Annotated in this window: 22 protein-coding genes, 1 tRNA gene, 1 other RNA gene and 2 pseudogenes; 14 read left to right on the top strand and 12 right to left on the bottom strand. The window is 66.9% G+C overall.

What is annotated here, in order from left to right; translation table 11 throughout:
• Positions 1–79: 79 nt before the first annotated feature.
• A complete protein-coding gene (locus tag ACGFJ2_RS31260) occupies positions 80–2,674 on the bottom strand; it encodes a DNA polymerase III subunit gamma and tau (RefSeq protein WP_393474338.1) in 2,595 nt (864 codons plus the stop codon).
• A 31-nt stretch (positions 2,675–2,705) separates the two neighbouring features.
• An RNA gene (gene ffs, locus ACGFJ2_RS31255) (signal recognition particle sRNA small type) lies at positions 2,706–2,801 on the bottom strand.
• A gap of 105 nt (positions 2,802–2,906) precedes the next feature.
• On the opposite strand from ffs, the gene ACGFJ2_RS31250 reads away from it, so the two are divergent.
• Positions 2,907–2,991 (top strand) — tRNA-Ser (locus tag ACGFJ2_RS31250).
• Positions 2,992–3,060: 69 nt separating this feature from the next.
• Here the strand turns inward: ACGFJ2_RS31250 and ACGFJ2_RS31245 are convergent.
• Positions 3,061–3,678, bottom strand: a complete 618-nt coding sequence (locus ACGFJ2_RS31245) for a pentapeptide repeat-containing protein (protein ID WP_393474335.1) — start codon at positions 3,676–3,678, stop codon at positions 3,061–3,063.
• 231 nt (positions 3,679–3,909) lie between these two features.
• Between ACGFJ2_RS31245 and ACGFJ2_RS31240 the strand changes: the two genes are divergently transcribed.
• Positions 3,910–4,356, top strand: coding sequence for an HAD family hydrolase (locus ACGFJ2_RS31240; RefSeq protein WP_393474332.1), 447 nt, complete (start codon positions 3,910–3,912; stop codon positions 4,354–4,356).
• 409 nt (positions 4,357–4,765) lie between these two features.
• On the opposite strand, the gene ACGFJ2_RS31235 is transcribed toward ACGFJ2_RS31240, so the two are convergent.
• Together ACGFJ2_RS31235 and ACGFJ2_RS31230 are read right to left on the bottom strand one after the other, a co-directional pair.
• Complete coding sequence (locus tag ACGFJ2_RS31235; protein ID WP_393474329.1) at positions 4,766–5,191, bottom strand: SUKH-3 domain-containing protein; 426 nt, start codon at positions 5,189–5,191, stop codon at positions 4,766–4,768.
• Positions 5,192–5,394: 203 nt separating this feature from the next.
• Entirely contained in the window at positions 5,395–5,886 is a 492-nt protein-coding gene (locus ACGFJ2_RS31230; protein WP_393474326.1) for a hypothetical protein, read from the bottom strand.
• Between the two features lie 51 nt (positions 5,887–5,937).
• On the opposite strand from ACGFJ2_RS31230, the gene ACGFJ2_RS31225 reads away from it, so the two are divergent.
• The 5 genes and pseudogenes from ACGFJ2_RS31225 (at position 5,938) to infA (ending at position 9,405) form a co-directional block, all read left to right on the top strand.
• Positions 5,938–6,279 (top strand): hypothetical protein, encoded by a 342-nt coding sequence (locus tag ACGFJ2_RS31225; protein WP_393474323.1) that lies wholly within the window; start codon positions 5,938–5,940, stop codon positions 6,277–6,279.
• 205 nt (positions 6,280–6,484) lie between these two features.
• Positions 6,485–7,026, top strand: a pseudogene (locus ACGFJ2_RS31220) (IS5 family transposase); the annotation flags it as partial.
• A 38-nt stretch (positions 7,027–7,064) separates the two neighbouring features.
• Positions 7,065–7,517: pseudogene (locus ACGFJ2_RS31215) on the top strand (HIT family protein); the annotation flags it as partial.
• A gap of 758 nt (positions 7,518–8,275) precedes the next feature.
• Positions 8,276–9,046, top strand: coding sequence for a GNAT family N-acetyltransferase (locus tag ACGFJ2_RS31210; RefSeq protein ID WP_393474320.1), 771 nt, complete (start codon positions 8,276–8,278; stop codon positions 9,044–9,046).
• Positions 9,047–9,183: 137 nt separating this feature from the next.
• Positions 9,184–9,405 (top strand): translation initiation factor IF-1, encoded by a 222-nt coding sequence (infA, locus tag ACGFJ2_RS31205; RefSeq protein WP_357937889.1) that lies wholly within the window; start codon positions 9,184–9,186, stop codon positions 9,403–9,405.
• Positions 9,406–9,523: 118 nt separating this feature from the next.
• Here infA and ACGFJ2_RS31200 read toward each other — a convergent pair whose 3' ends face one another.
• The 5 genes from ACGFJ2_RS31200 to ACGFJ2_RS31180 all read right to left on the bottom strand — a co-directional run bounded on the left by ACGFJ2_RS31200 (position 9,524) and on the right by ACGFJ2_RS31180 (position 12,350).
• Positions 9,524–10,276, bottom strand: coding sequence for a methyltransferase domain-containing protein (locus tag ACGFJ2_RS31200; RefSeq protein WP_357937892.1), 753 nt, complete (start codon positions 10,274–10,276; stop codon positions 9,524–9,526).
• On the bottom strand, positions 10,269–10,628 hold the full coding sequence (locus tag ACGFJ2_RS31195; RefSeq protein ID WP_393474316.1) for an ArsR/SmtB family transcription factor: 360 nt from the start codon (positions 10,626–10,628) through the stop codon (positions 10,269–10,271). Before ACGFJ2_RS31195 ends, ACGFJ2_RS31200 begins: the two co-directional genes overlap by 8 nt.
• A gap of 181 nt (positions 10,629–10,809) precedes the next feature.
• Positions 10,810–11,238 (bottom strand): arsenate reductase ArsC, encoded by a 429-nt coding sequence (locus tag ACGFJ2_RS31190; protein WP_393474313.1) that lies wholly within the window; start codon positions 11,236–11,238, stop codon positions 10,810–10,812.
• 9 nt (positions 11,239–11,247) lie between these two features.
• The gene (locus ACGFJ2_RS31185) at positions 11,248–11,970 is read right to left on the bottom strand and encodes an aquaporin (protein ID WP_393474310.1); all 723 of its coding nucleotides are present in this window, start codon (positions 11,968–11,970) and stop codon (positions 11,248–11,250) included.
• Positions 11,967–12,350 (bottom strand): metalloregulator ArsR/SmtB family transcription factor, encoded by a 384-nt coding sequence (locus ACGFJ2_RS31180; RefSeq protein ID WP_357937904.1) that lies wholly within the window; start codon positions 12,348–12,350, stop codon positions 11,967–11,969. Before ACGFJ2_RS31180 ends, ACGFJ2_RS31185 begins: the two co-directional genes overlap by 4 nt.
• Before the next feature lie 83 nt (positions 12,351–12,433).
• On the opposite strand from ACGFJ2_RS31180, the gene ACGFJ2_RS31175 reads away from it, so the two are divergent.
• A complete protein-coding gene (locus ACGFJ2_RS31175; RefSeq protein ID WP_393474307.1) occupies positions 12,434–12,892 on the top strand; it encodes an ArsI/CadI family heavy metal resistance metalloenzyme in 459 nt (152 codons plus the stop codon).
• Here the strand turns inward: ACGFJ2_RS31175 and ACGFJ2_RS31170 are convergent.
• Positions 12,867–13,763, bottom strand: a complete 897-nt coding sequence (locus ACGFJ2_RS31170) for a helix-turn-helix domain-containing protein (RefSeq protein ID WP_393474304.1) — start codon at positions 13,761–13,763, stop codon at positions 12,867–12,869. The genes ACGFJ2_RS31175 and ACGFJ2_RS31170 overlap by 26 nt on opposite strands.
• A gap of 76 nt (positions 13,764–13,839) precedes the next feature.
• Here ACGFJ2_RS31170 and ACGFJ2_RS31165 point away from each other — a divergent pair, with 76 nt between their 5' ends.
• Entirely contained in the window at positions 13,840–14,661 is an 822-nt protein-coding gene (locus tag ACGFJ2_RS31165) for an alpha/beta fold hydrolase (RefSeq protein ID WP_393474301.1), read from the top strand.
• A 3-nt stretch (positions 14,662–14,664) separates the two neighbouring features.
• Here ACGFJ2_RS31165 and ACGFJ2_RS31160 read toward each other — a convergent pair whose 3' ends face one another.
• Positions 14,665–15,594 (bottom strand): LysR family transcriptional regulator, encoded by a 930-nt coding sequence (locus ACGFJ2_RS31160; RefSeq protein ID WP_393474298.1) that lies wholly within the window; start codon positions 15,592–15,594, stop codon positions 14,665–14,667.
• Positions 15,595–15,726: 132 nt separating this feature from the next.
• Here ACGFJ2_RS31160 and ACGFJ2_RS31155 point away from each other — a divergent pair, with 132 nt between their 5' ends.
• From ACGFJ2_RS31155 to ACGFJ2_RS31135, 5 genes are all read left to right on the top strand, one after another.
• Positions 15,727–16,983 carry an MFS transporter gene (locus ACGFJ2_RS31155; protein WP_393474295.1) on the top strand — a complete coding sequence of 419 codons (1,257 nt, stop codon included), beginning with the start codon at positions 15,727–15,729 and terminating at the stop codon, positions 16,981–16,983.
• A gap of 153 nt (positions 16,984–17,136) precedes the next feature.
• Positions 17,137–17,658 (top strand): hypothetical protein, encoded by a 522-nt coding sequence (locus tag ACGFJ2_RS31150; RefSeq protein ID WP_393474292.1) that lies wholly within the window; start codon positions 17,137–17,139, stop codon positions 17,656–17,658.
• Between the two features lie 411 nt (positions 17,659–18,069).
• The gene (locus ACGFJ2_RS31145) at positions 18,070–18,303 is read left to right on the top strand and encodes a DUF6289 family protein (protein WP_357937925.1); all 234 of its coding nucleotides are present in this window, start codon (positions 18,070–18,072) and stop codon (positions 18,301–18,303) included.
• A 235-nt stretch (positions 18,304–18,538) separates the two neighbouring features.
• The gene (locus tag ACGFJ2_RS31140) at positions 18,539–18,784 is read left to right on the top strand and encodes a DUF6289 family protein (RefSeq protein WP_363992157.1); all 246 of its coding nucleotides are present in this window, start codon (positions 18,539–18,541) and stop codon (positions 18,782–18,784) included.
• Positions 18,785–18,921: 137 nt separating this feature from the next.
• Positions 18,922–19,665: an SDR family oxidoreductase gene (locus ACGFJ2_RS31135; protein ID WP_393474288.1), complete on the top strand. Its 744-nt coding sequence runs from the start codon at positions 18,922–18,924 to the stop codon at positions 19,663–19,665.
• Positions 19,666–19,715: the final 50 nt, after the last annotated feature.

The following is a 19,715-nucleotide window of genomic DNA, read 5'->3' as shown; positions in this document are numbered from 1 at the left end:
ACCCCGCTTGAGACCGCCGACGCCCGAGTTCGCCTACGCGCCTGAGACCGCCGGTTCACCGCATACCCGAGGCGAGGTCTCAGAGTTCGCCGATCACCTGGGCGCCGAGCTCGCTCTGGAGGAGGGCCATGCCGGAGCGCGCGTCCACGTCCGCGTCGGCGTCGTTCAGCGGGTCGACCTCGTCGGCCTCCGGGCCCTTCCGGCGGTTGGGGACAGCTTCGGGCCAGGCGGCAGAGCTTGCCTGCTGCCTGGAGGCGGGGGCCCTGGGACCCGCCTGAGCGGCTGCCTTCGCGGCCGACCTCGCGGCGGCCAGTCCCGTCCCGGACGAGCCATTGCCCGCGCCCACGCTCACGGCTTGTCCCGAACCCTGGGGCCGGACACCGGTAGTCGAGTCGGTGGGGTCCGGGGTGGGTGGAGAGCCGGGACCCGGATCGTCAGGTGCGTCCGGCCAGGACTCGTCCGTCGTCGGGCGGCCACCGTTCTGGGAGGCGTGGTCGGCTGGTCCGGGTGGTTGGCCCGCCTCCTGAGAACCGGAGTCGTCGTCCGACGAGCCATGCGAATGAGCACGGCTGTGCCCCGACTGAGCACCGCTCTGCGGGACTGTCGCAGACCCCGGCTGGTCGTACCGGGAAACGCCCGACTGCGACGGATCCGTCTGCGGAGCCGGGTGCGAGCCTTGGTGCGGTCCTGTGTGCGAGCCCGCCTGCGGACCCGCGTGGGAGCCCGTGTGCGGACCGGACTGAGGCCCCGGCCGTGAGCCCCCAGAGCCCTGGGGGGCCGGGGAGCCGCCCACGACCGCCTCAACCCGCCAGGTGCCGCCGAGCACATCGGCCAGCGCGCTGGCCACCACGGCGTCCTTGCCGCCACCCGTGAAGTTCTTCATCGCGCCGACCTGACCGAAGCCGAGCGTGACCAGGTTGCCCTCGATGCCCACCACTTGGGCGTTGGTGCTCACATTGGCCCAGACGACGATGCTGCGCCGCTTGAGCGCGGCCAACACGGCGGGCCACTGCTGCTGGACCGCCCCAGCACCACCAACACCAACTGGAGCCGCACCCTGATGGGACGACGCCCCTTGCCCCTGGGACGCCTGCCCATGAGGCGCTTGCCCGTGGGACGCCTGGCCTTGGGCCGACGGGCCCTGAGGCGCGGCTGCGTGCGACGTCGGCCCGTGGGACCCGGCGCCGGGCGTCGACGCTGCCTGGGATCCGGCTGGTGACTGCGCGGGCCGCCCGGGGCGAGCCGGCTCCGGCCAGTCATCGGCACTGCCCCCCTGGGACCCCGGGCTCGCGGACACGCCACCGGCAGACACCGCCGAACTGTCGGCCGGCGCGCCCCCACCAGCATGACCGCCGTCCCCAGCCTGCGGAACACCGCCGGCATACCCAGCACCACCCGCAGGGGCGGGCCCACCACTCTGTGCGGGACCACTCGCGTACGCAGCACCACCATGCACCGGCCCACCACCGACAGGCGTGGCCTGGGCAGGCATGGCCCGGGCGGCCATCTGGGCGACGGCGCCGCCGCGTTCGAGGCGTTCGAGGCGGGCGAGCAGGGCGTCCTCGCCCTGCGACGCGCCGGGCAGCAGAACACGAGCGCACATCAACTCAAGCAGGAGCCGCGGGGAGGTCGCGCCGCGCATCTCGGTGAGGCCGGCGTTGAAGATCTCGGCGGCCCGCGTGAGCTCGGCCGGCCCCATGGAGCTCGCCTGCTGGACGAGGCGCTCCAGCTCGTCGGCCGGACGATCGAGCAGGCCGCTGCTGGCGGCCTCGGGGACGTTCGCCAGGATCACCAGGTCGCGGAAGCGTTCGAGCAGGTCGGAGGCGAACCGGCGCGGATCGTGGCCGCCCTCGATCACCCGGTTGACGGCGTGGAAGACCTGCGCCCCGTCACGGGAGGCGAACGCCTGGACGACCTCGTCGAGCAGGTCACCATCGGTGTAGCCGAGCAGCGAGACGGCCTTGGCGTAGGTGATGCCGTCGTCCTCGGCCCCGGCGAGCAGCTGGTCGAGGATGGACAGCGAGTCACGCGCGGACCCGGCTCCCGCGCGTACGACGAGCGGCAGGGCGGTCGGCTCGAACGGCACATTCTCCGCGACCAGAATCTCTTCGAGCAGCGCGCGCAGCGTCGCCGGCGGCATCAGCCGGAAGGGATAGTGGTGGGTCCGCGACTTGATGGTCCCGATGACCTTTTCCGGCTCGGTAGTCGCGAAAATGAACTTCAGGTGCGGCGGAGGCTCCTCGACGAGCTTGAGCAGCGCGTTGAAACCCTCGCGGGTCACCATGTGCGCCTCGTCGATGATGTAGATCTTGTAGCGCGCGGAGACGGGCGCGAAGAAGGCCCGCTCGCGCAGGTCACGCGCGTCGTCCACGCCACCGTGGGAGGCGGCGTCGATCTCGATGACGTCGAGGTGGCCCGGACCGGTGGGGGCGAGCGCGACACACGACTCGCAGACGCCGCACGGGTCGGGGGTGGGGCCCTTCTCACAGTTGAGCGAACGCGCCAGGATGCGGGCGCTGGAGGTCTTGCCGCAGCCGCGCGGCCCGCTGAAGAGGTAGGCATGGTTGATACGGCCCGTGCGCAGCGCCTGTCGGAGCGGATCTGTGACGTGCTCCTGACCCTTGACCTCGGCGAAGGTCCCAGGTCGGTACCTGCGATAAAGCGCAAGGCTCATGCGACCATCCCGCCTGCGAGGGGGCTCTCAACGAAGAGACCCCCCGCACACCCGCCAGAGCCCGCTTATCCTTGCTGCCTTCCGGCCCTGGGGAGGTTCACAGGATGACGCCGCGCGAGGGGTCCTTGGACAGTCTAGCCACATCCAGCAGTGCTCGCTGCAGCCAAATCGTGGTCTCGCCGGACGTAAATCATGGTCTTGTCACGTACGGGAGTCCGGTAAGCTACTCGGCGGAGGATTCGCCTAGTGGCCGAGGGCGCACGCTTGGAAAGCGTGTATAGGGCAACCTATCAGGGGTTCAAATCCCCTATCCTCCGCGCCTGGTTGAGGCAGTAAACGCGAAGGGGCCGACCCCATCCAAGTCGGCCCCTTTGTCGTGTCCGGTCTCAGTTGGCCTCTTCGGAGGGCTTGTCTCCCTCCTTGCTCGCCTCCTGGAGCAGGCCGTCAGCCTGCTTGGCCACCATGTTGCGGGTGCCGTCGGCCAAGCTCGTAGAACCAGCGTGTGCTCCTGGTCTCTGATGCGCCGCGCCCTGGAGAGCCTTATGGAGCTGTTCCGGCAACCGGGTTGAGTCGTCGATCATGGCCTCTGCAAGTTGCTCCACAGTCAGCCGTTTGGTCGGCTCAGCGCGCTCTCCGGTGGGGAAGGAGACGAAGTCCGCGCCCTGCAGCTGCGCTCCCTTAAGGACAGCCTCGTGAAGATCGGCTTCCGCTAGGTACGCTCCGCGAAGGTCGGCGTGCTCCAATACTGCTCCTTGAAGCTTTGCCTCCATGAGGACGGCTTCCTGTAGCTGCGCATCGTAGAACCAGGCACCTTGCAGAGACGCATCAGCGAGTCCTGCGTACTTTAAGTCTGCGAACGAGAATCTCGATGCCTGGAAGCTGGCTCCTTGAAGCTTCGCCGATCGAAGCTTCGCCCTCCAAAACCAGGCGTCGTTGAAATTGAGATTCCTCAGGTCAACCCCGGTGAGATCAGCCTGCGATAGGTCAACCAGTCCGGATCTCACCGCGCGACAACATCCGGGCGGGCCGCCTGACCCCAAAGCGCATCTCCATCCGGCTCCTGCTGCCGGACACCGACCGACCGTGGTCTCTCCCCTGCCGGGTAGCCAACGGACAGGATGAGCCGCTGTTCAGGCAGCGCGCCGCAGGCTCGCGCTACCGATGACCCTCTGGAGGTCTTCCGGCTCAGCGCCTCCCTCGGCGATGAGCTGAACCAGCTTGCCCTGAGGGCGCTCATGGACCTGGAAGTGAAGGCGGCCGGAACGGCACGCCTTACTCCAGGCGCGGCGGATCTGATGGAACGAGCGCACGACAAGGGCCTGCCCGTGGCCATCGTCAGCAACAACTCGGTGGCCGCGGTGACGACCTTTCTGGATCGTGAGGGACTTGGCGGCCTGGCGCAGTACGTCTCGGCGCGAGCGGCGGCGGACCCCTCACTCCTGAAGCCAGGCCCTTACCTGCTCGAACAGGCCCTCAGCCACCTCGATGCGGAGCCGTCGTCCGCCTTGCTCGTCGGGGACTCGGTGACCGACGTCGAGGCGTCCAAGCTGGCCGGTGTGGTCGCCGTCGGCTTCGCCAACCGGGCGGGAAAACTCGACCGTCTAAGCGATGCAGGGGCCGATCTCATTGTGACCAGCATGGAGGAGCTGGCGGACGCACTGACCAAGCCTGAGCGCGCATGAGAGCCCTTGTGATGTGGTCCCTCGTGTGTGGACGTCAGGACGTTAAGGCAACCTCGATCCCGCCTCTTAAAGTGCCCCAGGCCTCACTCGTCACCTTGGTCGCTCATGGACGGACCAGCATCGACCGCCGACCGCGCCAGGATCACGGTGTGCGGTCGTAGACCGGGTTCCACCGGGCGACGTAGAGGAAGGTAATGGCGAAGTGAACGTCCAGGACCAGCCCACATACGAGACATCCGCCGACGACTGCTCCCCGTCTCCAGCCGGATAAGGCGGATAGACCCCTCTGCCCTCCGCGCCGCAGCGCCTTCGTCACTGAACTGCTCAGACATCACACTCTCTCATGCGGCGTCGGCCTTCTTTTGAAGGGCAGGCGAATGACGCAGGAATTGCGGTTCCCCTGGAGCTCTTATTGAGGTGCCGCAAGCTTCACTGCCTTCACACCAGTGATCAGACGTTCCAGCCCTTCGTCCATCCTGCCGACGCGGAAGGCCCAACCACTGAGCAGATACATTATCCCCTCCTCATCGATACCAAGGAGGAATTCCCCGCCGAGCTCACCGACCGGGCAGAACCTGCGGGAGAACATCGCTGACAGCTCCGAGAACCTGCCTTCTTCTCCTCTCGCCAGCTCCGGGTCGATTTCAAACGGCTCGCGAGCAACCGTTATCCCGGGCCCTCTGACATCCACCCTCAGGCCGCCGAACTCGCAGATGAATTTCTCCGCCGCATCATGCCAATCAAACATGGGCATGGACGCCTGCCAGGGTTCGATGTCGATCCGCCTGCCGGGGAACCAGCCGGAGCGGCGCAATACCTGTTCCACCTCTGACATGAACCTCAATGCCTCACCTCATCCTACATCCGAGGTCGCCATCGTAGGCTTGCACGACGCTCCGGACAAGCATGGGAAGCTCTTTCGAACTGCCGACGATGAACGTTTGCGATGATATTCTCCCGAAGCCCGGCCTTACCTGAGCTCTTCAACTCGGCACCTTTCCGACAAGGAGAGTACGGCCCGAACACAGAGCTTCGGTCCTATCCAGCCGCCAGCGGCCTTGAATAATAGCCGTGCGGTGCCAAGAATATTGATTGGAAATAGCGGGCCGGACCGTCATCATCGCAGTCGTCACCGCCTTCGCGGTCCAGCCCTATCGATGCTTCCGGTAGGAGCGGATGCCATTGGTCCTCGAGATCGAACCGGTGTCCCAATTCCGCCAACCGAGCCAGCACTTTGTCGGCAGGGGTGGCGAACATGGGAATCCCGTGGAAATCGACATCGATCAGACTTACGTCGTCTGGCCGCCATACCTCAAGGGAGGACAGTAGACCCTCGGCATTGAATACGGCGTATATCGAGAACGAATCGTCGAGACCTTGCGTTCGGAGGCTCAACGCACCTCCAGGAGCAGACGCGTTCTCCACATTCCCGTAGACAGCCAGTTCGGGTCTCACCTGCGCCTCGTCCATGCCGAAGCGCAAATCATCCAATCCTGAGCCGACCCGGATTGCGAGAGTACGTTCAGTCATCGCCGCACTACCTTCTTACGGACAGGTGGGGCTTCCGCCGTAAGTATTACGATGGATGTCGATCTCGTTATCGTACTTGCCGGGGAACCGCTGCTGCATGTCTCGATACTCCATCTCCATCGCCTCGTCGTGCTTTCCGGCGTCAACCAACTCCTTCTGCCACTGCCGCCAAGCCTGCGACTCAAGGAACTGGCCGACGTCCTCTACGGCGCCGCAGACGCGCTGGGAATCGACCTGCCGGCCGTCTCCGTCGAGGTCCATCGGTCCAACATGAGCAAGCTTGACGCCGACGGCCGAGTCCTCCGCCGAGCCGACGGCAAGGTATTAAAGGGCCCCGGCTACCAACCGCCGGTCCTCGATAACCTTGTCAAGTGGCCGCCGACCGGTTCCTAAGCTTCGCGCAACGTCCGACCAAGGTTTGCGGAGGTGTCGCGGGTCGTCGGCTGCGGTTTATGGCCGGTCACCCGCGAAGGTCCCCACTGGATGCGCTGGAGCAGGCGCTGACCGAGGAAAAGGGGGCTCCGCTGCCGGAGCAGCCGCCGGTGCTGCGGGTGATGCGCCGCAGGCCATACCCGATGCCGGGGCGTCGCCGCCGCACGAGCGCGCCGCCACCCGGCGACGCCGCAAGGCGCGGGCGAAGGCTGCCGCGCTCGGCCGATCCCGAGGCGGGCTGAGCAGCAAAATCCATGCTGCGGTCGATACCGCCGGGCTGCCGCTGGTCTTCTTGCTCACGCCCGGGCAGGCCGCCGACTGCCCGCGATTCACCACCGTCCTGGACAAGATCCGCGTGGCCGGACCGGTGGGCCGGCCACGGACCCGCCCAGCTGCGGTGGCCGCGGACAAGGCCTATTCCTCCAAGGCCAACCGTGCCTATCTGCGCCGCCGCCGGATCGGCGCGGTCATCCCGGAGAAGAGTGACCAGCAGGCCAACCGGAAGAAGAAGGGCTCAGCCGGTGGGCGGCCTGCCGCCTTCGATCCGGAGCGCTACCGGCAGCGCAACACCGTCGAACGCTGCTTCCAGAAAATCAAGACCTGGCGTGGCCTGGCGACCCGCTACGACAAGGCCCAGAAAGCTACGAGGCTGGACTCTATCTCCGAGGCTCGATCATGTGGTTAAGACTCCTCACCTCAACCACATGATCCGAACTCTAAACAGCTCCTAGTGGCCGGGGAACGCGGGACATCTACTGATCATCCCCGTCGCCCATCACGAGAACCTCTACGACCTCCCCGCCGCCGACGGCCACGCGATCTTCGACACCACCCGAATGCTCGCCCGCGCCATGCGCACCGCCTATGACTGCGCGGGCGTCTCCACCCGCCAGCACAACGAGCCCGCTGGCAACCAAGATGTCTGGCACTTCCACCAGCACCTCTTCCCCCGCAGCCCGACTGGCACCCCGCCGACCGCCGCCGCGCCTACGCGGAGCGGCTGCGCGCCGCACTCAACCCCTAGCCAGCAGGCGCGCGTGCAGATGGTCAATGCGTCCCAAGCGAGCCTGGACGGAGAAGACGCCGAACACCTCCGTGAGCTGCGATCCAGCAGGAGTCGTAGTCTCATTTGCAGTCTCAGTTCACCGTCGTTCGTGGGTGTTCATCGGGGCCCGTTTCAAGGACTACAGCCCAGGTAGATACCCTTGTGACCAGCGGTGAACAGAGATCTACAGGCTTGGAAAGCGTGTAAAGGGCAACCTTTCGGGGGTTCAAATCCCCCATCCTCCGCCTGCCCAGAAGGGGTGTGCCGTCACGACGGCACACCCCTTCTGGCTTTCCAGCCTCAGTTGACGTCATCGCGGCACAAAACGGAGCCAACAAGAGATCGTTTGTGTCGCTCACAGCGCTCACACCCGGCCCCGGCCGAAACGACTCCCGGCGGGTTCCGCCACTACCGCGACCGGCTGCGCACATGGGACACGAGCCACCTGCTCGCCGAAACCCAGGCTCATCTCCTCGCCACGGCACGGGCCACCGTGGACCGCACGAACGCCTGGACCCACAAACCCCGCCTTCATCGAGGCCCGCCCTTACCCATCGTGCCCCGCCCCCGGCCCGCCGCCGCGCACGGCCGGGGACCACAGGCGACGCCCGGACAGCAGGAGCGCTACGCGCGGGCGCCTGGACCTTGGGAGAGCCGTGCGGCCCGCGGCTGATGAGCGCATTGGCGGCCCGCCGAGCTGATCGCCGGAAAAATGGTTGTACGGGATCGCGTTCGGGTTGATAGCGTGCGGGAACCGTGACAGGCCGCAAGGAGGTGAGACCCATGAACGCTGTATCGATGTGGGTGCTCCCCCTCGTCATCACGGTCGGGCGATTGACATAGGTGTCGCCGGGAGTGCCTCGACAAGGCAAGCCCGAAAGGCAACAACCTATGAACAGTTTCACTTCAGACATGGGCGAGCATCCCGTAGTGGTCGCGCGGGTCGCGGAGCGGCAATGGCACGCTCTGGCGGATGACCGGGTGGTCGGCCGCGGCGACACTTCGCGCAGGCCCGACGGACGGATCTTCGTCAGCATCGACGCGTGGCACGGCGCGGTCTTCGACCAACTCGCCGAAGCCATGCTGGCGGACCTGCCGAAGCCGCTGTACACGCTGGTCGACGAAACCGACCTCGACTTGACGTCCCACTGGGAACGAGCCGGCTTCACGACCAGACGCCGCGAGTGGGAGTACCTCGTACCCACCGACCCGCAGGTCACAGGACTCGGCTCAGCGCCACCACCGTCGGACGTGACGATCGTGGGCGTCGGCGAGGCGCAGGAGGGCCCTCTGCGCGAGCTGGATCGCGTGATCCGCGACGAGGTCGAAGCCACCGTCGGATGGCAGGAGATGCCGGCTGAGGTATTGCCCCTCCCAGACGGCGTTACCGTGCTGGACCCGTCGAAGTACGCGGTGGCCGCACAATCGGATGGATATGTGGGGCTGCTCCGGGTGGCGCCGGTCATCCGGCAGCCACGGATCGGGCTGATCGCGGTCCGGTCCGACCAGCACCGCCGCGGTATCGCCCGGGCGCTGCTCGCCCATGTGCTGGGTTCGCTGCACCGCCGCGGGATCGAAACGGCATCGGCCGAGGTGAACGAATCCAACGGGGCGGCCATGGCGCTCTTCGAGCGCGTCGGCGCCCGGCGTGCGAGCAGCAACCTGGAGCTGGTACTCCGCTGACGCCCCACCCATCGCCGGGCGAGACGGTCGGGTCACGGCCGCCGTCCGCGACAACCGCGCCTGCCGAGGCGCCCCGATCACGGTTGCGGCAACAGGATCCGTTTCCGCACCGACCTCACAGCCACTCCGGAGAAATCATGGCAAGAAAAGCAGGCGGCATCGAAGTGGAGGGCACCGTCGTCGAGTGCCTACGCAACGCCACCTTCAAGGTAGAGCTCGAGAACGGCCACAAGGTGCTGGCGCACATCAGCGGGAAGATACGGAAGAACTACATCAAGATCTTGCCGTACGACCGGGTGCTCGTGGAGCTCAGCCCCTACGACCTCGCCCGCGGCCGAATCCTCTACCGATACAGGTAACGGCGGGCCCCAGTGTTACAGCCAGATCTTGCGCTGCGGTTCGCCGCGCGCTGAGCGCGGAAGACCGGCTGTGACACTCCGGGGCAGCGTCCCCGGTATCGCAAAGCACCCGCTCGTGTCAGCCGTCGTTCGGCTTGAGGGCCTGGACGATGGCGGAGTGGAGTCCGCCGCCGGTGTCGTCGGTGAGCGTGACGCGGACGCTGGTGAAGCCCACGTCTCGTAGTAGTCGCTCGTACTCGCGGGCGGTGAGGGTGCCGTTGGCACAACCGATGCGCTGTTCGGCGGCGATGCGCTGGTCGCGGTTCAAGTCGTCGTCGGCGATCACGTCACTGATGCCCAGGCGGCCCCCGGGTACCAGGACGCGGAAGGCTTCGGCCAGCACTGCGGGCTTGTCGGTGGAGAGGTTGACGACGCAGTTGGAGATGACGACGTCCACAGCGGCCGCGGGCAGCGGGATGTCCTCGATGTGACCGTGCAGGAACTCGACGTTCTTCGCTTCGGCCTGTTCGGCGTTGGTGCGGGCCAGGGCGAGCATGTCGGGGCTGGCGTCCAGGCCGTAGGCGCGGCCGGTGGGGCCGACGCGGCGGGCGGACAGCAGTACGTCCAGGCCGCCGCCGGAGCCGAGGTCCAGCACCGTTTCGCCAGGGCGAAGGTCGGCGACGGCGAGCGGGTTGCCGCAGCCGAGGCTGGCGCGCAGGGCTGCCTCTGGCATCTCAGGTGCGTCGCCGTCGGCGTAGGCGGCGGAGCCGAAACAACCGTCGGTGAAGGCGCCGGCCTCGCAGTCCAGCGGTGTGCCGCCGGACACGGCCAGCTGGGCCAGCCCGGAGTAGCGCTGGACGGTGGCCTCACGCCTGTCAGTGGGTTCACTCATCGGTATCTCCTGACGCGGGCGTACAGGTGGGCGGCTTGGGAGCGGGACGGCCCATGACGAGATCGGCTGCGCTGGGAAAGCACTCCACGCACACGGTGTTGATCCGGTAGAAGGCCGCGGTGCCGACACGTTCGACCAGCACGAACCGGACCTCGGACAGAATCCTGAGGTGCGCCGAGACGGTGGACTGGCCCACATCGACGGCCTCGACGATCTCGCCCACGCTCATCGGCGCGCCATTCCGGGCCAGCAGCGAGACGATCTGCACGCGGGTGGCGTCCGCCAGGGCCTTGAACCAGGAGGCGTACTCGGCGGCGGTAGGCCGATCGAGCGGCCTCTTCTCTCCATTCATCGTTAATCGACGATAGACGATGAAGACTGGTCGCGGAAGCCGCAGATGGCGACATTCCATGCAGGTATGAGAGCGGCCGGACTTACCGAGAGAGTTCAGGTGACGATGTGACTGCGACGCTCGATCAGTACGATGTCTCGCTATATGCCGATGATTGGCCCGTCCAGATTCGCGGCGACGCTCACCTGGTCGCCGTGTCCGCGGGAGCGGAGGTCAGGTCGGCGATCAGCGCGCGTACGCGGGCCTCGATCGCGTCCCGGATCGGACGTACGGCTTCGACGCCCTGCCCTGCCGGGTCGTCCAGCACCCAGTCCTCGTACCGTTTGCCGGGAAAGATCGGGCAGGCGTCGCCGCAACCCATGGTGATCACGACGTCGCTGGCTTGGACGGCATCGACCGTGAGCACCTTAGGGATCTCGGCGGAGATGTCGATGCCACGCTCTGCCATCGCCTCCACCACGGCCGGGTTCACCTCATCGGCGGGCGCGGAACCAGCCGAACGAACGCGTACCCGGCCGCCGGCCAGGTGGAACAGGAAGGCGGCGGCCATCTGGGAGCGGCCGGCGTTGTGCACGCACACGAACAACACCTGCGGCAGCACGTCGGGCACGGGTTTCTCCTATCGGGGCTGATCGGCGGCTTGGTAAGTGGAACCGGAGACGTGTTGCGGGCTGTTCGGGTAGAGCAGGACCAGCAGCAGGCCGCCCAGCGCGGCACCGGCCAGCTGGGCGGCGATGAAACCGGGCACGGAAGCGGGGGCGATCCCGGCGAAGGTGTCGGTGAACGCTCGCCCCAGGGTGACGGCGGGGTTGGCGAAGCTCGTACTACTGGTGAACCAGTAGGCGGCGCCGATGTAGCCACCGACCGCGACCGGTGCCAGCGCGGCGCGGCCTTGCCGGGTCAGGGCGAAGATGACCACGATGAGCCCGGCGGTGGCCACCACCTCACCCAGCAGCAGATGAGGCGCCGACCGGCCACGAGCCGAGATCTGAACGGCCGGGAGCGCGAACATGGCGTTCGCCAGGACGGCCCCCGCGATCGCTCCGGCGATCTGGGCGGGAACGTAGGCCGCCACCTCCCGGCCACGCACCGCCGGGTCAGCGTCGCGGCGGGTGAGTACCCAGGCCGCGACGGAGACGACCGGATTGAAGTGCGCGCCGGACACGGGTCCGAGGATCACGATGAGCACGGCCAGGCCCGCTGCTGTGGCCAGACTGTTGGCCAGCAGTTGTACGCCGACGTCACGCGACAGATCAGCCGCCATGATGCCGGAGCCGACCACTATCGCCACCAGGGCCGCGGTGCCGGCGAACTCGGCCAGGGCCCGGCGCGCCAGGTTCACCGCGCGTCCGCGGCAAGCGTCTCGGGCAGGGCCAGTACGCCGGTCAGACGCTTGAGCGTGGCCGGGACGATCCAGTAGTACACCCAGGTGCCGCGCCGCTCGCTGTCGATCAGACCGGCCTCGCGCAGCACTTTGAGATGGTGCGAGATCGTCGGCGCGGTGACCGTGAAAGCCTCGGTCAGCTCGCACACGCACACCCCGTTGCCGACCTGGCGGCCACTTTCGTGGGCACCGATCAGGGACAGCAGCCGCAACCGGATCGGGTCGCCCAGTGCCTTGAACACGCGGGCCGTCTCGGCGGCCTCGTCTTCGGTGATCGGCTCCGCGATCAGCGGCGTGCAGCATCCGGAGGCGACCACCGGTAGCTCCTGTTTCGACATATCTCTAATTTGACAGACTTCTAATCAGAAGCGCAAACTCGAGGCTGCTTAGACATCCGTCGAAACAACGATCGGAGATCGTCATGTCTCGCGTCCAGCTCGCCCTCCGCGTCGCCGACCTGGAGAGCTCGATCACCTTCTACTCCAAGCTGTTCGGCACCGAACCGGCCAAGCTCCGGCCCGGCTACGCCAACTTCGCCATCGCCGAGCCACCGCTCAAGCTGGTGCTGATCGAAGGCGAGGAGGGAGAGGCGACTCGCATCGACCACCTCGGCGTCGAGGTCGAGGAGACCGCCCTGGTCAACGCCGCCACCCGGCGGCTCAAGGACGCCGGGCTGGCCACCTTCGAGGAGAACGACACGTCCTGCTGCTACGCCCTCCAGGACAAGGTGTGGGTGCACGGCCCGGGAGCCGAGCCATGGGAGGTGTACGTGGTCAAGGGCGACGCCGACACCCTGGCCAAGGAGACCGACTCAGCCTGCTGTACCCCAGCCGCCGCATCGGGCGACGAACCGGTCACCGCCTCGGAGAACTGCTGCTGAGCGCGATCGATCTCGCTGTGGTCTGTGGGTTGGCGAGTGAGTGGCTGGGCCAGGCGATGTCGTCAACCGCCAGAAACGGCTCGTCCGCCACGGTCGCGGGGGTTACTCCCGTGAACGCCACAACATCCCGATGCAGGTGGGACTGGTCCGTGTAGCCGGCGTCGGCCGCGACTCGGGCCGCACCTTCACCCGCGACCAGGCGGTGGGCGGCATGGTCGAACCGGACCAGCTTCACGGCGCGCTTGGGCGGCAGGCCGAGCTGCGACCGGAACCGGGACCAAAGGCGCTTACGGCTCCATCCGACCTCGGCCGCCAGTCCGTCGACCCGGACCAGGCCGTGGCCGCCGACGATCCGGTCCCAGGCCCAGGCCACCTCCGGGTCCACCGGCGGCGACCCCGCCTCGTACCGGCGGGTGAGCAGCGCGTCCGTCAACGCGAAGCGATCCTCCCACGACGAGACATCGCCCAGTCGCTCACGGATCCGTGACGCCTCCCGCCCCCACAGGTCGTCGAGGGCCACCACGGCGCCGTCGAGCTCGGCGGGGGAAGCGCCCAGGATCGCGCGGGCGATCACCGGGGACAGGCGCACCTGTACGCACTCGACGTTCTCCCCCCGCGCCCACACCGCACCCCCGGACCCGATCCCGGGCCCGGCGACGACGCTTCCCAGCTGCTGCCGCCCGGCGGCATCGTTCAGGATGGGCGAACCGGCGCCGAAGTCCAGCAGCAGCGTCACGGCCGGGTGCGGGACCATCCGGAGCGCGTCCAGGTCACCGACCCGGAACCCGGCCATGGTGACACCGGCCACCCGGCTGGGCCGCTGCGGGGATGCGACCTCCCACACAGCCGCACCGTGGACGAATGTCCGCACCGTCCCATGCTACGCACGCCAAGGAGAGGAACATTCGTCCAATCCGCCGGCGCGTACCAGCGGCGACAGTGGCCTCATGACCATTTCTGACGGCGTGAAAGGCCACGCCGAGACCCTGTCTCTGGACGACGACGACATCTACGTGTGCCAGGACGGCCCCGACGACGCCCCCGTACTCCTGCTCATTCACGGGTCCGCGTCCTCGACCCGCTCATGGGACACGCTGGTTCCGCTGCTGACCACGTCCCATCGCGTCATCCGAATCGACCTGCTGGGCCACGGCCGGTCAGCCAAACCGGCCGACCGCAGCTACGCGACCCCGGAGCAGGGACGCCGGGTGGGCACGGCAATGGACCGGCTCGGCGTCGAGCACGCCATCGTCGTCGGCCATTCCAGCGGCGGCGCGGTCGCCACCGCCCTCGCCGAACAGCGGCCCGACCTGGTGACCGCGCTCGCGCTCATCAACACCGGGCCCAGCCTGGCCGCCTTCATCGCCTCGGAGTCCGCCACGATCACGCCCTCGCAGTGGCCGCCGACCGACAAGCAGCTCCGCCAGTTCGCGAGCACCGGTTTCAGCCGCGCGGGCTACCAGATCCCCCAAGAGCTCCTGAACGAGGTACGCGCGATGACGTACCACACGCTCACCGCGACTATGCAGGGCATCCGCGAGTATCTGGAGCAGCGGGCGCTCCCGGAGCGGCTGACGTCCCTCGGCAAGCCGCTGCTGGTGATCTTCGGCGAGGACGATCGGAGATGGCGATCATCATCCGCCGCCGACTACCGCGTCGTTCCGGGCGCGACGGTCGAGTTGCTGCCCGGCCTCGGACACTCACCCATGCTCGAGGATCCGCCGCGGACCGCCGCACCCCTCCTGGCGTTCACCGCGCGAGCGAGCTGATCATTATCCCCAGGTGGGCAACCAGACCTCGGTGTCGGATACGTCCACTCGTCTGGAGTCGAGATAGTCGCGGAGTTCGACGAGCGCGGGATGCGGATTGTCGTCGCGCCAGATCAGTGACATCGGGTAGAGCGGCGCCGGGTCACGTACCGGTATGCGCCGCAGGTCGTAGCTGTCCGGCCACAGATACCGCGAGCCTTCGCCGACAAGGGTCGCCAGTTCGGAGGAGTCCGCGATCTCGGCCAGCAGCGCCTCGATTCCGAAGCTGGGCCCGACCATGTCGATCGTGAGACCGAACGCGGCGGCGAGTTCGTCGTAGTAACCGGCCCATTCGGTTTCTGGGGCCATGCCGGGCATCCAGATTCGGTGCCCGGCAAGTTGCGCGGGCGTGACTGCGTGAGCTTTGGCGAGCGCGTGGCGGGGTCCGACGAGTAGTTGGTGCGGCTCGTCGATCACTCGGGCAGTCCTGATCGGGTCTGGCAGATGCCGCGCGGAAACCGTGACGGCGTGGAACGTGGCGTCGATCGTCCCGGCCTCGACAGCGGCGATCGCGGCCTCGACGTCGCCCTTCAGGGTCACGACATCAAGCTCGATCTCGGGATGCGTACGGTAGAAGTCCTGCAGCAGCACCCCAGCCGCGACCCGCCGGTTGACGACGTCGACACGTAGCGCACGCCGACCAGGACGTACGGACGCGTCCGCCCGCTCTTCCACCCGGAGGAGTTCACGGGCGTGGGGCAGGAACGCCTGGCCGTCGATAGTGAGCTGGGCTCCGCGCGCCGTACGGGTGAACAGGCACACACCGAGGTCTTTCTCTAGCGTGGCGACGCGCTTGGAGACGGCCTGCTGGGTGATCGACAGCTCGGCGGCGGCTTCCTGGAACTGGCCTGCGTCCGCGACGGCGACGAATGTGCGTACGGCGTTGAGATCCACACACCACACGCTACTCCCACAACCAATGGTTGTGACTTGCCGCCAGCCGCGTTGTTTGATCCGCCTTCTCGGCCTTGCTTGGATCGGAGTGGTCAACGGCAAGTTGTTCGGAGCGGGGAGATGTGGAGCTTCGTGGCTAGACGATCCTTGGGCCGGCGGTTCGGCTGGCTGTGGGCGGCGTACGCGGTCAGCGCCTACGGCTCCGGCTTGGGATTCGGGGCATTGCCCCTGATAGCCGTGCTGGTGTTGCATGCCGGCCCCGCCCAGGTGTCCGCGCTGTCCGCCGTGGGGCCGGCGGTGGGCGCGCTGATCGCGTTGCCGCTCGGGCCGTGGGTGGAGTTTCGGCGCAAGCGGCCGATCATGATCGCGATGGACCTGGCTCGGTTCGCGGCCATGATGACGATCCCGGTCGCCTACGCTTTCAACCAGCTCAGTTTCGTACAGCTGCTGGTTGTCTCGACGGTGACAGCCGCGGCCAAGATCGCCTTCAACGCGGCCAGCGGCGCCCACCTCAGGACCCTCGTACGGCCGGATGATCTGCTCGTGGCCAACGCGCGGTTCGAGTCGACGACGTGGAGTTCGATCGCGGTCGGGCCGCCGCTGGGCGGGGCGGCGATCGGCCTGTTCGGGCCGGTGACCACTGTGGTGGCCGATGCGCTCAGCTACCTGTTGTCCGCGTTGGGGATCAGCGCCATTCGCGGCCGAGAAGAACCCCCGCGACGCACCGACAAGAGCCGGGCCCGGGCAGGCGAGCTGCTCGACGGCTTTCGGCACATCCTGACCCATCCCGGCCTGCGGGCGCTCTATCTCAACAACCTGCTCGTCAGCGGACTGATCATGGCCACCGAGCCGCTACTGGGCGTGCTCCTGCTCCGCGAGCTCGGGTTCTCCCCCTGGGAGTACGGCCTCGCCTTCGCCGTCCCCTGCGTCGGCGGACTCATCGGCTCACGCCTCGCCCGCCGCGTCGTGGCGCGGTACGGCCAACACCGGATCCTCCGTACGGTCGGCACACTGCGCGCGGTCTGGCTGATCGGCCTCGCCTTCGTCCGTCCCGGTGTCGCCGGCCTCGCGATCGTGATGGCTGTCGAGTTCGCGATCATCATCAGCATGAGCCTGTACAACCCGGTACTCGCCACCTACCGACTCGAACACACTCCCTCAGACCGCACCGCCCGCACCCTGTCGGCCTGGTCGATCAGCAGCAGCGCCGCCATCGCCATCTTGAGCGCGCTCGGCGGCCTGCTCGCCGACGCCACCAGCCCACGCACGGCCATCACGATCGCGGGAGTGCTGATCCTCGCCAGCCCGCTGTTGCTGCCCCGTCGCCCGAGCCCAAGTCACGGCGAAGCAGGCGCCGGTCTCCCGGCGCCCACGAAGCTGTCGGCGTAATACACCACCAGGAAAAATGTAGATGAGAGCGAGAAACATCATCGGACGCGCTTCCCTTCCATCTTGAGAAGCGACGGAAGAGGGCGGTAATCCCCTACGCTATGATCCAATCACCACTTTACGATCGGGCTGGAGTGGTGAAGGATATGTCGGGTGATCATCCCACCCCGTTCTTCTGCCGGCGCCGTCGCGCTCTTATCCGTGGCCCTTTTTCTCAACGGATCAGCGGTGAACGCAGACACGTCTGAAGCGACATCTCCCCCCGCGAAGACCACGGCCGTCCGGGTCCCCGTCGCGGTCAAAGAACCTCACATCTCGCTGACGGGCGGGATGGGCGGAGGCAGTGGCAAAGGCGGCTTCGAAATCTCCATACAGTTCGGCAACGCCGGCAAGGAGTCCGTGACCATCGTCGGGATTGGGCGCAGCGGGCCAGGAATGCAGCTGCTCAACCCCCAACGACGAGGGCCGTATGTGATTCTCCCTGGCGAGAGCATTGCTCTCCAACTCAAATACCGCGTGACAAACTGCAAGATCGTCCCCCGTGGGACGTGGCCGATACCACTCCGCGTACTCCGACCGAAGGGCGAGGAAACCATTTATCCCGATCCCTCCCTCGCGGGCGAGGAGGATCAGTGGTACCAGGAATTCGTTAAGAGCATCTGCGGTTCGAAATAGTCCGGCGCCTCGCTGATCGACGCCGGTTCGGCCGACTCGAACGCCTGGCGCATCCGCCCCTTCACGTCAGCCTGCTCTCCAGCCTCGCAGAGCAGGCCAGACCACAGCCGGCGACCTTACTCCATCCGTAAATCAAAAAACCAGTGTCCGAATTATCGGGCCAGCGCAGACGCGGCGGCATGAACAGCGGACATGACACCAGGTGAGCGCGTCGATACGCATCATCCATGCGTCCGATAACAGCAACACGTCATGGCGCGGGACGCGAATGCACCTGTCGTTCTACAGATCGTCATCCATGTCTGTAAGTGTTGCGTTTCCTTCGGACGGGACGGATCATTTCGATCATGGGTTGTGTCGCCGCCCAGGGGGGTGAGTCCCACACCGTTTCGTGCTCAGGAAGGACGATTCATGATCCGTCGCGCACTGGTCGCAGCAGCCCTGGCCACCACTGCCCTCATCGCCCTCCCCACCGGCCCCGCGCAGGCCTCAGCCTGCCCGGAAAACTACCTCTGCATCACCACCTACTACTCCGACGCCGCCCACACCACCGAGATCGGACTGAGAGAGGAACTCTGCGACGGCACCGTGTACGTCTGGGGTGTGCGCAGCAACTACTCGGACTACTATCGAGGCCCCTGCTGAGCGGAACGTGAAACGCCGGGCAGTTCGTTTCCAGCGATCCCGCCGAGACTCCGCCTTCGTGCTGACGAAGAACCATTCATGATCTGTCGCGCCTCATCGCCTTAGCCTGGCCACCACCGCCCTCGTCGCCCTCCCGACCGGCCCCGTGCAGGCCAGGGCGTCGCGGACCTATGAGCCGTTTCCCGGCGACTCCGCCGGGTCCCATCCGCTTTCCCGCAATCAGGAAGGACGATTCATGATCCGTCGCGTACTCGGCATTGCGACCTTGGCCGCCGCCGCCCTCGCTGTCATACCGACCACCGCGCAGGCCGGCACGCTGGGTTTCCGCTGCCCGGCCGGCTATGAGTGCAACACGGCGTACTACTCCGACTCCGCATACACCAACTTGGTCGGAGTCAAGACGGAATTCTGCGACGGTGAGGTCTCGAGCTGGGGCAGCGTCACCCGCTACAGCGAATGGACCAAGAGCCCCTGCGGCTGAGCGAAGACCTCCGGCGGGGTCGCGCACCGGCGGCCCCGCCGGATTTCCGTCCCGGCGAAGAGACACCGGCACCAGTCCGCGTTGTGAGCTCGCTCACAACGCGTCACAGCCGAGCAGGGCATTCCGTCATAGAGGCCATGACAAACTCGGAACAGACCTCGGTATTGATCACTGGCGCCAACAAGGGACTCGGCCTCGAGGCGGCCCGGCGGCTCGGCGAGCAGGGTTGGACGATCTTTCTCGGCTCGCGTGATGAAGGCCGCGGCCAGGCAGCCGCCGACAAGCTCACCGACGGTGGCGCGAACGTCGTCATGGTCCCCCTGGACGTGACCTCGGACGAATCGGTCACCGCAGCCGTACGGCTCGTCCGGGAGCACACCGATCGGCTGGATGTGCTGATCAACAACGCCGGCGCGCCAGGAAAGGCCATCGCGCCGGCCGACGCGACAGTCGACGAGATTCACTCCGTCTACGACACCAACGTGTACGGACCGATCAGGGTCACGCAGGCCTTCCTGCCCTTGCTGCGGGCGGCCGATCATCCGCGGGTGGTGATGGTGTCCAGCGCCGTTGGTTCCTTCGCGGTCGTGACCGATCCGGAGCAGCCCGCCTCGAAAATGCACGAGCTCGCCTACAGCTCGTCGAAAGCGGCGCTGAACATGATCACTGTCCGGTACGCCCAGGCGCTCCCGGAGATCAAGTTCAACATCGCCACTCCCGGAGAGGTCGTCAATCACAAATTCGCGGCCACCGACATGAACCATCACACCGGGCAGCTGACGGTCACCGAGGGCACCGACTCGATCGTGAGGCTCGCGACGATCGACGCCGACGGGCCGACCGGGATCTTCATCGATCGCCTCGGCCCCATCGCCTGGTGACCGCCGCGCAACCATGATCGAAGGCCCCTGGGTAACCTGCTGGACGTCGT

Origin of the sequence: Nonomuraea sp. NPDC049028, assembly GCF_043197735.1 — a bacterium.
GTDB lineage: Bacteria > Actinomycetota > Actinomycetes > Streptosporangiales > Streptosporangiaceae > Nonomuraea.
The sequence above is the reverse complement of the archived record's forward strand: the minus strand, read 5'-3'. Positions and strand labels throughout refer to the sequence as shown.

Coding starts and splice junctions, on each gene's coding strand:
- ACGFJ2_RS31145 (WP_357937925.1), top strand. CDS start 18,070: ATGATCCGTCGCGCACTGGTCGCAGCAGCCCTGGCCACCACTGCCCTC.
- ACGFJ2_RS31260 (WP_393474338.1), bottom strand. CDS start 2,674: ATGAGCCTTGCGCTTTATCGCAGGTACCGACCTGGGACCTTCGCCGAG.
- ACGFJ2_RS31135 (WP_393474288.1), top strand. CDS start 18,922: ATGACAAACTCGGAACAGACCTCGGTATTGATCACTGGCGCCAACAAG.
- ACGFJ2_RS31225 (WP_393474323.1), top strand. CDS start 5,938: ATGGATGTCGATCTCGTTATCGTACTTGCCGGGGAACCGCTGCTGCAT.
- ACGFJ2_RS31200 (WP_357937892.1), bottom strand. CDS start 10,276: ATGAGTGAACCCACTGACAGGCGTGAGGCCACCGTCCAGCGCTACTCC.
- ACGFJ2_RS31180 (WP_357937904.1), bottom strand. CDS start 12,350: ATGTCGAAACAGGAGCTACCGGTGGTCGCCTCCGGATGCTGCACGCCG.
- ACGFJ2_RS31240 (WP_393474332.1), top strand. CDS start 3,910: ATGGACCTGGAAGTGAAGGCGGCCGGAACGGCACGCCTTACTCCAGGC.
- ACGFJ2_RS31210 (WP_393474320.1), top strand. CDS start 8,276: ATGGGCGAGCATCCCGTAGTGGTCGCGCGGGTCGCGGAGCGGCAATGG.
- infA (WP_357937889.1), top strand. CDS start 9,184: ATGGCAAGAAAAGCAGGCGGCATCGAAGTGGAGGGCACCGTCGTCGAG.
- ACGFJ2_RS31175 (WP_393474307.1), top strand. CDS start 12,434: ATGTCTCGCGTCCAGCTCGCCCTCCGCGTCGCCGACCTGGAGAGCTCG.
- ACGFJ2_RS31230 (WP_393474326.1), bottom strand. CDS start 5,886: ATGACTGAACGTACTCTCGCAATCCGGGTCGGCTCAGGATTGGATGAT.
- ACGFJ2_RS31165 (WP_393474301.1), top strand. CDS start 13,840: ATGACCATTTCTGACGGCGTGAAAGGCCACGCCGAGACCCTGTCTCTG.
- ACGFJ2_RS31140 (WP_363992157.1), top strand. CDS start 18,539: ATGATCCGTCGCGTACTCGGCATTGCGACCTTGGCCGCCGCCGCCCTC.
- ACGFJ2_RS31195 (WP_393474316.1), bottom strand. CDS start 10,628: ATGAATGGAGAGAAGAGGCCGCTCGATCGGCCTACCGCCGCCGAGTAC.
- ACGFJ2_RS31235 (WP_393474329.1), bottom strand. CDS start 5,191: ATGTCAGAGGTGGAACAGGTATTGCGCCGCTCCGGCTGGTTCCCCGGC.